The organism is Gordonia soli NBRC 108243 (assembly GCF_000334455.1).
Taxonomy (GTDB): Bacteria; Actinomycetota; Actinomycetes; order Mycobacteriales; family Mycobacteriaceae; genus Gordonia; species Gordonia soli.
Genome location: NZ_BANX01000041.1, coordinates 48,813 through 59,943, shown reverse-complemented (window position 1 = coordinate 59,943; position 11,131 = coordinate 48,813). Strand labels below are relative to the sequence as shown.

The window sequence follows — 11,131 nt, the reverse complement described above, 5'->3', positions numbered from 1 at the left end:
GTCAGGGAAGAACCCGGCGTCGACGATCGCCACGACGATCGCCACCGTTCGACGGTCGCTCATTGAGGGCTGCTGGGCTTCGATCAACCAGCATTGGAGAGCTACGTCCCAGGTCGCGTTCCACCAGCCCGGTGTGACGCCTTCGAGCTTCTGGCGTGCCTCGTCTGCTGCGGTCACTGGACACTCCGATTCGCTTCGAGGCGCAGGAGATAGGCGATCAGAGCGACCGCATCCTTCGGGTCACTCAGGTAGCTCACGAGGGTGTTCCCGTCCTGCTCCAACAGGTATGCGAGGTGGTGCCGTTCGGCGTTGCGGATCAGCTTCACGTCGTCGACCGTGACACGCGGGAAGTCCTCGGACATCTGCGGTTGCTCGTCTGCTGCGGTCATCACCAGTCCTCCCGATCGCATTCGCCGTGCAGCAGGACCCACCAGGCCGCGTGCACGCGCCGGCGGGTTTCGCGCCATGCCTGGCGTGCGCGGTATCGCCAGGTGCGTTCGTAGGCTTCACGTTCGGCGCGTCGGCGGGCATTCTCGGCCGCCTCGACCTCACGCTCCGCGAGGTAGGCATCGACCTTGTCGGCTGGGTAGCCGCACGACCGGATCAGGTGGTCGCGGGTGCTCAGCTCGGGCTCGCGTTCCTCGTCGCTCACGAAGTACTCGCGATACCGGCCGACATAGGCCCGGTAGTCGGACGGGAGTGCGATCCGGTCGACCACGTCGGCGTCGTGGCCGCGGTCGATCAGACGCTCGCGAGCCGATCGGAGATCTGTCAGCGAGCCGGCGAGGAGGTGGTTATACCTTGACCACTTCAGGTCTCGCCACGCGGCCAGCTCGGCCATCGTGTATCCGCTGGGGTTCGTCATGCTCTCCTCATCTCCTTGGGCCACGCGACGTGAGTCAGGCCCTCGTGGTGGCGATCCTTGATCTCGAACGGCAGTGTCCAGCCGAGCTTCAGCGCCCCCATGGCCGCGAGCGTGAGGGCGTCGGCGCAGTCGTGATTGGCCACCTGGACGCCGGGCCACTGCTCGCGGACGGCGGTCGTCACCCGGGCCTTCCGCACGTCGTCCGACAGTCCCCGAACGACCTTCCCCGTCGCCCACTTCTCGCGAGTTGCGGGATTACACACCGCGACCGGGATGCCCCGGGCGTCGAGTTCGGTGCACAGTCCGAACCACAAGGCCCATCGGTCACCGAGTGCCGGTTGGGGTTTCTGGTGTGACGGCATGTCCTCCACCACCACCAGGTCGATGTCGGACGGGAGTGCCTGGAGGACGAAGCGGCTTTGCGTCACGACGCGGTGCCAGCGCTCACGCCAGTCCTTCGCGTTGACGCTCCGATGGCCCGGCGATCGGAGCTTTCGCACGACGGTCTCGTCGCCGTCGCGTCCCAGGATCGCGATGCCGCAGGACGTGAGAGACGGGTCGAGGCCCACGATGTGACTCACGGTTGCCGTCCTTTCGATTCGAGGTTCAGTCGCGTGCGGATCCGGTCGGACTGTCCGGCCCACCACGTGCGGCTGTCGGGGTTGAGCTCCACCCGGTGGCGCGCCTGGCCCGGCGTGTAGCTGGTGGCGAACGGGTAGCTGTAGGTCATCACGAAGGTCATCACTGCACCCCGATCCACCAGCGCGTGAACCGACGTCGCAGTCGGCGCCAGATCGACCGAAGCGCGCGCCTGTTGGTCTCGAGATCGGTCGGGTCGTCGGCGATGTCGGGGTCCTCGGCCCGCATCTGCTCTTCCGGTGTCGGGGTCACAGCACCGTCACCTCCGAGATGAAGTCCTCGATCTGGTGATAGTGCAGGCCGCACACGATGCACCCGATCTGGACGCCACGGGCGCGCATCGAGATCAGATGCCAGCGATGCCTCGTGACGAACGTGGCGCAGCAGGTCTTGCACATGAGGATCACGACGTGGCGGCGCTCGTCGGCGAGCGGGTCCTGGCAGTCGTGAACCCGGAGCGCCCGCGCGGCATCTCGCTTGCACCCGCCCTTGCACTGGCACTCGCACTGCGGGGCCGTGAGACTCGCGTCGAGCCGGGCGAGATCCGGCGTCAGGCCGGTCATGATCGCCCACTCCCGAATCTCCGCGTCGGGTCGGGGACGAACCGCGCCGGCAATGGTCGGTCGGTGTGATCGCAACGCCACACGGCGTCGCGCATCTCGCCGTCGTCGCCACGCTGCGTCCCCGACACCAGGCCGCTTTCGTCGCACAGATCGCAATTCGCGATGGCATCCCTGCGAGCTTGAGCGTCGGCGCGCCGCTGCAATTCTGAATCCGTCATGATGTCGTCTCCGGCCTCATTGGCCCGTCGAGCTTCAGTCCGAAACCGCCTGCGTAATCGGCGATCTTGCGGTCGATCTTCGCCTCGTGGATCGCCCGCTGTTCGGGCTGCGCCTGTGCCCGCGAGGCCCACTCCTGGCGAACTTCGCGCGCCCACTGGACGATCTCGCCCGGCTCGGGGGCGTCGGAGAACTTGATCGCGCGCCGCTCGACCGCTTCGAGCAGCTCAGGAAGTTCGAGCTTGTAGCGGGCGAACATCCGCGCCCAGACGATCGCGATCTGCTTCGCCTCGGTGTCGGATGCGGGGCGGATCGCGGTCCGGCGGTGGACGAACGCCGTGTGCTTCAGCACGCGGCCGGCGTTCGCGACCTGATCCGAGGTGACGTCGCTCACGAGAGCCTCCGCTGTGCCGTGGCGGTCGCGTCCGCCGGGTCGATGACACTCGCGTCCCAGATGTCGGCCTTTGACGTGCCGGGCTTCTGCTGCGCGCTCCCGGCGGCTCGGCGGAGCCAGCCGTTGAATGCCGCATCCCATCCCGCTCGTCGGTTGCACAGACGCCCGGACGCGGTCTGGTGATCTTTGAACGCCTCAGCCTCGGCGTCGACGTCGAGCCGTGGCCACTTGGCGCGGTGGAGGTCGTTGGGCGACCAGTCGTCCGGGATCGGGATCATCGGGTATTGGTCTGGGATGCTCTCTCTTTCGAGTCCTACGCCGTCGGTTTCGGGAGAGAGAGAACTGGTAGTGGTAGCGGTAGTGATAGCGGTAGCGGTAGTAGGGCCACCGTTGGAGCCGGGGTTAACCCCATGGGTTAGGGGTAAGGAATCGTAAGGGTTGGAGCTGGGGTTAGAACCACCGTTGGAGCCACCGTTAGGGCCACCGTTGGGGTCGGGGTTGAACGGCTCCAGTTCGGCCGGGTTGATCGCCTTCTGGGTCAACATCTTGGCTACCGCGGGCTTCTCCCACGACGTCGAAGTGGGGTCGCCCTCGCGCAGTTTCAGGACCTCGAACACCACGACGCCGCGCAGTGATCGGGACGCGAGCTGAGAGCGCGCGTTCACCACCGAGACGGCCATGTTGGGGGTGCGCCAGAGGCCGTCGTGCTTGATCCACGACCTGATGAGGAACTCGTCGGTGTCCTCGTCGATCACGACGAACAGGCCGCGCGACAACTCGGCCGCTGCGGCGCTGACCCGCTCGCGCGTCCAGTCCCTCGCTCGGCCGCTCAGTCGCCCGGCGTGCCAGTCACCGGCCCCGCATAGCGACAGGGTCGCGCTGGTGTAGAGGGTGAGGTAGAGCAGCTGGGCGTCGATCGAGAGGTCGAGCCAGTCGTCGTCACCCCAGATGTCGACGTAGATCCTCGCGTGATCACGTGCCACTCGGCACCTCCTCTGCGGTCACAGGTTGCGGCATTAGCCCCTCCAGACCAGGCGGATGCATCCGACGCCGTTACGCTTCGCGTCCCACGCGGCCCGCAGGGCGCCGATGATCGAGTTGCCCTCGTACTGCACGTAATCGCGGTAGCCGTCGCCCAGGTTGGCCCAAGCGAGAACCTCCCACTTCCAGCCCATCAGCCCTCACCGCCCGGGTACTCGTCCCAGGTGCGGCCATCCAGTTCGCGGCCAGCGGTCTTCTTTCCGACGTGGCGCATGGTGGCGAAGTGCGAGGGCACCAGGCCTGACGCGTGGGGATAGTCCCCGATCCTCATGGCGTCGCCGTTCTTCGGGGACACCAGATAGTCGTTGACCGAGCGATTGTCCGGATGGTCGGGGACCACAGGCTGGAACTCGCCCCACTGCTTGAACAGGAAGGGCACACCGCCACCGACGCACTGGTCACGCAACTCCCGCGCCCAATCCGGATTCATCGGCCGCGCCCCGCGCCCGGACTCCCCTCCGACGATCACCCAGTCAAGGCCGGGTTCATCCTCGCGTGGGTCGCCTCCGTAGTAGCGGCCTAGTGCATCGACCGATAGTTCGATTGGCCCGAGAAGCGGTTCGGCGCTGATGAACCGGACGGCGGCCGGGGTGTCGAGGAGCGCGGGGATGCGGATGTCGGCCCACTGTTGGTTTTCGGTCGAGACACCGAGCCAGACATTCAGCAGTGGCCAGTCCGCGACGGAGAACGCCCCACCATCGGTGGGAAGATCGCTGTCGAATGCGACAGCATCCGCGACGGCTTGAGCGAAGTCCGCAGAGCCGAGCAAGGACCGCATCCGCCCATGGCGCTTCGTGAGCACCTGGAAGGTGTGCCGGGGTGCCAGCGCCATCACGGCGAACACCTGCGCGATGTACTCGTCCGGGACCGCCTCGTGGAACAGATCGGACATGCTGTTGACGAACACCTTCCGCGGCCGACGCCAGCGGAGCGGCTGGTCGAGCTTGTCGGGTCGGAGTTGGACGTCGAACCCGTTCTCGAAGTAGTGGCCCGGGGTCCCGCGGAACCGCTCGGCAAAGGTCGACGCGTAGCAGTTCTCACACCCCGGACTCGCCGGACTCAGCTTCGTGCAGCCGGTGACGGGATTCCATGTCTCGTCGGTCCATTCGATCTTCGTGGCCATCAGCGCACCGCCGTCGAGAAGACCACGAGGCCGTACCGGTCACGTCGGACGCCGTCGATCCGCCGGAACGTGACCTTCCCGTCGTCCTCCTGGCGGCCGATCGTGTCGCCGACGGTCTTCGGCCTGCGCTTGGTGTCGTTCTCCATCACTGGGCCTCCTTCTCGCATGTTCGGCAACGGCTACGGCCCCACCGGTCGGTGCCGCTCTGGCGGCCGTGTGGGCACTTGGGCGGGCGGCCCCGGCGGGCCGACGGGACGCAGAACCCCATGGCCTCCAGGTCTTTCCGGACCGTCGCGACGGTCGTCCCGACCTCGCGCGCGATGGCCGGCGCCGACAGTCCCCGAGCCGCCGCCTCGCCGACGAGGATCTGTCGGCGGGCTGCACGGTCGCGGCTCGCGGTGTTCATGAGGCGCTGCCGAAGTCGAGGGCCATCTGGTCGAGTCGGCGCGCGATGATCTCGCAGTAGCGCTCCTCGAGCTCGACCCCGATCGCGCGGCGGCCCTGGTTGCGTGCAGCGATGAGAGTCGATCCGGATCCAGCGAAGGGATCGGCAACGACACCGGGCGGGCATCGGTCCAGCAGCTTCTCCATCAGCCCAACCGGTTTCGGCGTCGGGTGACCGGTTGCGTTCTCCTCGCCTGCCGCGCCACCGCGCGCACCTTGGGTTGTGATGACTGATCCGACGCGCACATGCCCGGTCTTCTCGCGATCCCACCCGTTGCCGAGCAGGTGAATGTCTTCGTGCGCCGGGCCCCAGGGGATCGAAAGGTCACCCATGCCGGGTGTTCCCTGCTTCCACCAGATAAGGCGTTGCCGTTCACCTTTCGGCGCGGCGACGCTCCAGCGGCCAAAGATGAGACCGGGACCGCTACCCCACAGCTCGAGCATGCGATCTCGCGCGGCGGTGCCCTCGTCGCCGACGATCCGGGTGAGCTTGGCGCCAAGTCGACGGTTCGACTGGAATGCCAACCCGTAGGGCGGGTCGGTGACGAGTACGTCAGCAGAGGTCCACGCGTCGACCTGGAGGCAGTCGCCGAGGTAGAGCGTGACTTGGTCGTCGGAGTAGTACGGGTCCATCACGCGGCCCCCAGGCTCTCGGCCCGCACGATCGCGTCGATGTCCAGCCCCAACTCGCGACCGCGAGCGATGTCGCGCGACGGATCACGCCCGCCGCGGAGCGCGTAGACGATGTGGTTCCGGACGAGATTCTGTGCGACACACTCGGACCCGAAACTCGGGTGCGCGCCGACCTGATAGCCGCAGAGGCTGCCGTCGGCCTCGATGCCATGGTTGGTCCTCAGTAGGTGCTCGTTCGGCTCGTAGCTCTTGCAGCACGGGCAGACGGAGAAGAGGGTCAGGGGCATCGCCGTGACCTCCTCCGCGCGATGGCCGACCGGATCATCACGATCGCGATCCAGACGACCTCGACGGTCCACACGACCCACGCGATGACGAACGCGGCGACGAGCAGAACGATGATGATCAGCTCGGGATTGTCGTGGATGACCTGCAACATCACGCACCCCCGCCCGCCAGCTGGCGGCGTAGCTTCGTGATCTGGCCGCGGAGGGCGACGTTCGAGCGCTCACGGCGCAGTGCGAGTCCCCTGGACGTTTCGGCCTCCCGTTCGGCGCGTTCGGCCTTCCGGTTGTTGAGCGTGAGGACGACGTAGCCGGACTCGAGACCGGGTGCGTGCTTCAACACGTGCTCGACGGTGCTCGGCGACCACGAGAACTGGTTGATGTGCCGCACGCCTTCGTAGATCGCGAGCGTGTCGCCCTTCTGGTAGTCGCCGTCAAGGGTGAGGAGGACCATCCCGCCGGTGCGGGCGAAGATGTTGGCCTGCGCGCGAGTGAGGTTCACGGTCCAGAACGTCATGACGCGTCCGCCTTCAGTAGCCCGACGGCCTCCAGCGACTCGCGCGCGATCGTGCGGTAATCGAATCCCGGCGTCGGCTTGGCCCCGACCATCGCGAGGACCGAGATGACCGACGCCTCGATGAGCTGGGCGACGTCGTCGATCAGCTCGCCGCGATGGACGGCCTTCTCGCGCTCCCGGCGTTCGGCCTGCTCGACCCTGCTGGCGTACATGCGCAGGGTGTAGGCGCTGACCGGTTCACGCTCGACTGGGTTGCCAGCGACGACATCGGGCGACGACGCTCGGTTGCCAGCGACGATGTGGGCCGCCCAACGCAGATGCTCAGCGTTGGTGGGATCCGGCGCGGGCAGTTCGAGCGTCTCGTTCTCGGCCCTCGACCTCCAGTAGTCCCGGTCGAGGATGAGTCGCTGAGCCGCCCGGACGAGGTGGCCGGGGGTTGGGTGATCGAGTACGCCGTCCTCCGCCAGCACGTCCGCCACCCGCGTGAGATCGTCGGCCCGAGTCTTGAGCCGCCCGGCCTCACGCGCGAGGTCGGCGTAGGTGAACCCCGTCCTGGACAGCCCCAGCGCGCGGCCGACATCGCTGAGGTGCTGCCCGAACTGCCCACGCTCGGTCGCGGTCGTCTCCAGGTCGCGCGCCGTGTTGGTTTCGCGCCGTACGGCTGCGGCCCTGGCATTCTCGGTCTCGGCGAGATCGGTCTCCAGTTCCCGCCTCTGCGCCAGGAGTTCGTCGTAGGTCGGTCGCATCACGCCGCCGCCTCGAACTCGACGGTGATCTGGTGGTCGCTGAAGTGGAGACCGAGGGCGATGATGATCTCGTTCTCGACGTCGTGTTGGTCGATGCCTGCGGGTAGGTCATCGACGGTGACCCGCGCGCGCATCACGACTTCTTCCCGTCGTCGGAGAATGCGGGGCGCTCGACCTTGCTCCTGTCGGCCTTCGTGTCGGGGGCCGACGTGGCCGGCGCCTCGGGTTCGGCGTCCGCGCGGTGCTTCGTGTTCGTCTCGTCGACGTACTTGCGGAGGAACGCCGTCACGACGTCGTCGATCAGCTCGCCGCGCTCGGTGGCCGCGTCCTTCGCCAGCTCCCACAGCTTCTCGTCGGAGACGAAGTCGAAGAGCCCCTTCGGCTTTCCCTCATCGACGATCGGGACCTTGCCGCGCTCGTAGATCGAGTCGGCGACGATCTTATGGGTGACCTTGTCCTCGCCGTCCTTCATCGTCTCGTCGTTGATGCCCTTGCAGGTGCCCTTGACGATGAGGACGATCGACTTGTTCTTCGCTGGGGGGTTCTCGAGTTTGAGGCCGCCAGTCGCGATCGAGATGTAGGCCTCTTCGATCAGCGGCTTCGTCTCGGTGGAAGGCAGGTCGGCCGGCGGGTTCTTAGCGAGTGCCATAGCGGAGGCTCTCCTTCTGATTTGAGGCTGGGGTGTGGAGGTGGCTGGTGACTTTCGGCGCCGACTGGTCGATCACCATGGGGGCGCTCTGCGCGGCGAGCGCCTGGACGGCCTTGGCGACCGCGAGGGTCGCGTGCACCTGGGCGGTGGCGAGCTGGATGGTGGCGGGCACGGGCTCCAGGCCAGACGCGGCGGCGACCGCGCTGCGCGCCAGCTCGATGTCGTCGAATCCCTGGTCGTCGTCGGCCATCACTCGGCCCCCTGCTGGTCGTGCTGCTGGATCAGGGCCTCGACGGTGTCGATGAGCGCCTGCTCCCCCTGGTTCTCGACCAGCGCAGACAGTTGGGTCGTGACGTGCTCGGTCTCGTCGGCCGTCAGGGCCGCCGCCGGGTCCTCGCGGTTCGGCAGGAACGACGAGACGACGATCTGGCGCCCCTTCTTCTCCGCCTTGGTGAGCCCCGCCTGGGACAGCAGAGCGTTGAGCGCGTGGATCTGCTTCTGCGTCGGCTTCTTCGGTTCGGGCCTGGGCTCGTGCGACGAGTCGGCTTCGTCCTCGGGGGTCTCGCTGGGCTCAGCCGAGATGAGGCCCGACTCGATCGTGCCGACGGGGCCGTCCTGCGGTTCGGGCTCGTCGGCGGTCGACTCGTCGACCCCGAGGGCGGCGGCGAGACCCGCGGTCCCGCGGCTGCCCTGCTTGGTCTTCGGCTCCTCCTCGATCACGTCCGCGTCGATGACGGTGTGCTGGGCCGCATCCTCGAAGATCACGCCGGAGAACTGGTCGGGGAACGCCTGCCGCCAGGCTGCGGCCTCGGCGCACTTCGCCAGCTGGTTGGCGGGCATCTTGGACCACATCGAATTGGGCTGTGGCCCTTGCTGCGTGTTGTAGGTCTGGACGTACTCGCTGTACATCGCTGTGGCGGTGAAGGTCTCGCCGTCGCGGGTGATCGAGTACCGCGCGGCGGCTGGTGGTCGGGCCGGGTCGAGCCACACGTCGACCCAGCCGTTGCCGTCGTGCCAGTGGGGGCCATCCTTCTCGAGCTTGATCCCCAGGGCGCTGGCGATCCGACGACCGCCGAGACGGTACCCGTCGATCCCGATCTGGATCGTCTGCTTCATCACCCACTTCTCGATTTGCTTACGCTGGTTCGGATCCCATTCCTTCACCTTCGTCCGTCGGCCGATCATGTAGATCTGGCGCGCGAACGGGTCGAGGCCGGTGCGCTTGGCCTGGTGGAAGAAGACCTGGACGTCCTCGTCGGTGGCCTCCTCGATGCCTAGCTGCGCCAGCGCGGCGCGCTGGACCGACGTGAACTCGGTCTGGTTCGGCTGGATCGCGAGGTCCGAGGTGGGCTGTGTCGCGACGGCCCCTGTCGTGGTGGCAATCTCGGTGCTGCTCATGCGGCGCTGGTCTCCTTCATCGTGATGGCGTCGGGATCGGTCTTGGTGATCGAGAAGAGTGAGACAGCCCCACGCGCTCCGGGCTGTCGGCGAGCGATGGGCAACTCGGGTGTCCCCGCGACCGCGTGTTGCGCGTTGCCCATCGAGTTCAAGACCCGCGTCTTGAGTCCGCGGTGTTGCTTCGTCAGGTCCTTCAGATCGGCGTCGGCGGTGAGGAAGTCGCGGGCGAGGATCGGATCGAGGACAGCGGTGGTCCCGTCGATGTCGGGGTGCTGCGCCCGCACGGTCTCGTAGGTCGAGACCGTGTCATCCAGGGCGGGCGGAGGTGTGCGGGCGACGATCGTGGGCCACATGTCGGCCACGCGGTCGAACATCGCGCGGGCCAGCTGGGCCGAGTACTCGACGTGGTAGATCTTCGGCTTGCCGTACTGGAACCACACCACGATGTCGGCCGGCTCGTCGGTCCACTCGGTGATGTGCTGCTGCGCGATCACCTGCGCCGCATAGTCGTTCGGCACATCGCCGGACCCATCGTCGCCCCACTCCTCCTTATCGCGGGCTGTCTTGACCTCGACGACCTTGCGCAGCGATCCGCGCGAGGCCCGGAGGTCGAGGGTCGCGAGGTTCGGAAACGGGACCGCGTCGTTGCTGTAGGCGACCTCGCCGCGTGAGAGTCGCCACCCGGGGTTCTTGTACAGCCAGTACTCGCGGGCGGCGAGTTCGGCGGCGTGCCCGTAGTCGAAGTCGTCTTGACGCACCTCGTTGATCGGGGCGGGCTCGACCAGGCCGGCCATCTCGTGCCACACGGTGTATTGCGACTTGAACCGCGAGACGCCCAGGAGGGCGGGGATCTTCGACGGCGAGACCTGGCGTAGCCACTCGGGCGTACCGGGCGCGGGGGGCTTGGCGATCTGGGTGACGGTCACAGCGGATGCACCTCCAGGATCACGTCGGAGACCTGAGCGAATTCCGCGCCGCAGCCCGTGCAGCGCAGCGGATGGTTATGCCGGGCAAGGTCGTCGGCGACCACTCGCTTCAGGTCCCCCAGGTGTGGGTCGCAGACCGGAAGAGCGAAGGTGCTGCACCGCGCCGCGCGGTGGTCGGCTTCATCTCGCGCGCCGTGCATCCGGATTCGCCACCGGGCCGGCGTCTGGCATTGGTGCTCTGGATGGCTGCAAGCGATCGCCTCGCAGGCAACCTCGGCGTCGAGACTCGGTAGGGCCGCGTCGATCGCCGCTGGGTGAACGGCAGTCATCATTCCGGGGCCTCCCCCGCCATCTCGAGCGCCTCGCCCCAGGTCTTGCCGGAGTCCTCGGCCTGCGCGATCGTGTCGAACCATGTGGCCCACCCGTCGGTCAGATCGACACCGAGAGAGCGCAGTAGCTCCGCCGGGGTGGAGATGTTGCGCGACCAGTGCCGTTCGATGCCCGTGCCGATGAGCCTCAGCGACCAGAGCGCGAATCCGATGACCGAGTTGGGCAGCCCGTGGGCGATGTAGACCGCCTGGCGCTCCCAGCTGTCGGGACGATCAGGTCGGTGATCCTCGTCGAGGGTGGCGAACTTCGATACCCACTCGGCGATCTCGCGGGCTGTGATGGTCGTCTGCTCGGCGGTCATCA

At 67.2% G+C, this 11,131-nt stretch carries 24 protein-coding genes; all 24 read right to left on the bottom strand.

From position 1 onward, the window contains the following. Positions 1-173: 173 nt before the first annotated feature. Positions 174-389, bottom strand: a complete 216-nt coding sequence (locus tag GS4_RS23180) for a hypothetical protein (protein ID WP_007625188.1) — start codon at positions 387-389, stop codon at positions 174-176. Further along, positions 389-865 (bottom strand): hypothetical protein, encoded by a 477-nt coding sequence (locus tag GS4_RS23175; protein ID WP_007625181.1) that lies wholly within the window; start codon positions 863-865, stop codon positions 389-391. The genes GS4_RS23180 and GS4_RS23175 overlap by 1 nt, the downstream gene beginning before the upstream one ends. Then, a complete protein-coding gene (locus GS4_RS23170) occupies positions 862-1,446 on the bottom strand; it encodes a hypothetical protein (RefSeq protein WP_007625179.1) in 585 nt (194 codons plus the stop codon). The genes GS4_RS23175 and GS4_RS23170 overlap by 4 nt, the downstream gene beginning before the upstream one ends. Then, positions 1,443-1,607 carry a hypothetical protein gene (locus tag GS4_RS23165; RefSeq protein ID WP_007625177.1) on the bottom strand — a complete coding sequence of 55 codons (165 nt, stop codon included), beginning with the start codon at positions 1,605-1,607 and terminating at the stop codon, positions 1,443-1,445. Before GS4_RS23165 ends, GS4_RS23170 begins: the two co-directional genes overlap by 4 nt. Beyond that, entirely contained in the window at positions 1,607-1,756 is a 150-nt protein-coding gene (locus tag GS4_RS25740) for a hypothetical protein (protein WP_157226739.1), read from the bottom strand. The genes GS4_RS23165 and GS4_RS25740 overlap by 1 nt, the downstream gene beginning before the upstream one ends. Then, positions 1,753-2,067, bottom strand: a complete 315-nt coding sequence (locus tag GS4_RS23160; protein WP_040511619.1) for a hypothetical protein — start codon at positions 2,065-2,067, stop codon at positions 1,753-1,755. The genes GS4_RS25740 and GS4_RS23160 overlap by 4 nt, the downstream gene beginning before the upstream one ends. Before the next feature lie 214 nt (positions 2,068-2,281). Beyond that, the gene (locus GS4_RS23155) at positions 2,282-2,677 is read right to left on the bottom strand and encodes a hypothetical protein (protein WP_007625173.1); all 396 of its coding nucleotides are present in this window, start codon (positions 2,675-2,677) and stop codon (positions 2,282-2,284) included. Beyond that, positions 2,674-3,660, bottom strand: coding sequence for a hypothetical protein (locus tag GS4_RS24985; RefSeq protein ID WP_007625171.1), 987 nt, complete (start codon positions 3,658-3,660; stop codon positions 2,674-2,676). Before GS4_RS24985 ends, GS4_RS23155 begins: the two co-directional genes overlap by 4 nt. A 33-nt stretch (positions 3,661-3,693) precedes the next feature. After that, on the bottom strand, positions 3,694-3,852 hold the full coding sequence (locus GS4_RS25735; protein WP_007625169.1) for a hypothetical protein: 159 nt from the start codon (positions 3,850-3,852) through the stop codon (positions 3,694-3,696). Then, entirely contained in the window at positions 3,852-4,841 is a 990-nt protein-coding gene (locus GS4_RS23145) for a DUF5131 family protein (protein WP_007625168.1), read from the bottom strand. Before GS4_RS23145 ends, GS4_RS25735 begins: the two co-directional genes overlap by 1 nt. Further along, positions 4,841-4,987 (bottom strand): hypothetical protein, encoded by a 147-nt coding sequence (locus GS4_RS25730; protein WP_157226738.1) that lies wholly within the window; start codon positions 4,985-4,987, stop codon positions 4,841-4,843. The genes GS4_RS23145 and GS4_RS25730 overlap by 1 nt, the downstream gene beginning before the upstream one ends. After that, complete coding sequence (locus GS4_RS23140) at positions 4,987-5,247, bottom strand: helix-turn-helix domain-containing protein (protein WP_007625167.1); 261 nt, start codon at positions 5,245-5,247, stop codon at positions 4,987-4,989. Before GS4_RS23140 ends, GS4_RS25730 begins: the two co-directional genes overlap by 1 nt. Then, entirely contained in the window at positions 5,244-5,918 is a 675-nt protein-coding gene (locus GS4_RS23135) for a DNA-methyltransferase (RefSeq protein ID WP_007625166.1), read from the bottom strand. The genes GS4_RS23140 and GS4_RS23135 overlap by 4 nt, the downstream gene beginning before the upstream one ends. Beyond that, positions 5,918-6,205 carry a hypothetical protein gene (locus GS4_RS23130; protein ID WP_007625165.1) on the bottom strand — a complete coding sequence of 96 codons (288 nt, stop codon included), beginning with the start codon at positions 6,203-6,205 and terminating at the stop codon, positions 5,918-5,920. The genes GS4_RS23135 and GS4_RS23130 overlap by 1 nt, the downstream gene beginning before the upstream one ends. Next, a complete protein-coding gene (locus GS4_RS25725; RefSeq protein ID WP_007625164.1) occupies positions 6,196-6,357 on the bottom strand; it encodes a hypothetical protein in 162 nt (53 codons plus the stop codon). The genes GS4_RS23130 and GS4_RS25725 overlap by 10 nt, the downstream gene beginning before the upstream one ends. Continuing rightward, a complete protein-coding gene (locus GS4_RS23125) occupies positions 6,357-6,719 on the bottom strand; it encodes an ASCH domain-containing protein (protein WP_007625163.1) in 363 nt (120 codons plus the stop codon). Before GS4_RS23125 ends, GS4_RS25725 begins: the two co-directional genes overlap by 1 nt. Continuing rightward, a complete protein-coding gene (locus GS4_RS23120) occupies positions 6,716-7,468 on the bottom strand; it encodes a hypothetical protein (RefSeq protein ID WP_157226737.1) in 753 nt (250 codons plus the stop codon). The genes GS4_RS23125 and GS4_RS23120 overlap by 4 nt, the downstream gene beginning before the upstream one ends. After that, positions 7,465-7,599: a hypothetical protein gene (locus tag GS4_RS26350; protein ID WP_281169234.1), complete on the bottom strand. Its 135-nt coding sequence runs from the start codon at positions 7,597-7,599 to the stop codon at positions 7,465-7,467. The genes GS4_RS23120 and GS4_RS26350 overlap by 4 nt, the downstream gene beginning before the upstream one ends. Next, on the bottom strand, positions 7,599-8,114 hold the full coding sequence (locus GS4_RS23115) for a hypothetical protein (RefSeq protein WP_007625160.1): 516 nt from the start codon (positions 8,112-8,114) through the stop codon (positions 7,599-7,601). Before GS4_RS23115 ends, GS4_RS26350 begins: the two co-directional genes overlap by 1 nt. Then, on the bottom strand, positions 8,101-8,364 hold the full coding sequence (locus tag GS4_RS23110; RefSeq protein WP_007625158.1) for a hypothetical protein: 264 nt from the start codon (positions 8,362-8,364) through the stop codon (positions 8,101-8,103). Before GS4_RS23110 ends, GS4_RS23115 begins: the two co-directional genes overlap by 14 nt. Next, positions 8,364-9,512, bottom strand: coding sequence for a recombinase RecT (locus GS4_RS23105; RefSeq protein ID WP_007625156.1), 1,149 nt, complete (start codon positions 9,510-9,512; stop codon positions 8,364-8,366). Before GS4_RS23105 ends, GS4_RS23110 begins: the two co-directional genes overlap by 1 nt. Beyond that, complete coding sequence (locus tag GS4_RS23100; protein ID WP_007625154.1) at positions 9,509-10,438, bottom strand: YqaJ viral recombinase family protein; 930 nt, start codon at positions 10,436-10,438, stop codon at positions 9,509-9,511. Before GS4_RS23100 ends, GS4_RS23105 begins: the two co-directional genes overlap by 4 nt. After that, on the bottom strand, positions 10,435-10,770 hold the full coding sequence (locus GS4_RS25720) for a hypothetical protein (protein WP_007625152.1): 336 nt from the start codon (positions 10,768-10,770) through the stop codon (positions 10,435-10,437). The genes GS4_RS23100 and GS4_RS25720 overlap by 4 nt, the downstream gene beginning before the upstream one ends. Next, positions 10,767-11,129: a hypothetical protein gene (locus GS4_RS23090; protein WP_157226736.1), complete on the bottom strand. Its 363-nt coding sequence runs from the start codon at positions 11,127-11,129 to the stop codon at positions 10,767-10,769. The genes GS4_RS25720 and GS4_RS23090 overlap by 4 nt, the downstream gene beginning before the upstream one ends. Positions 11,130-11,131 lie beyond the last annotated feature (2 nt).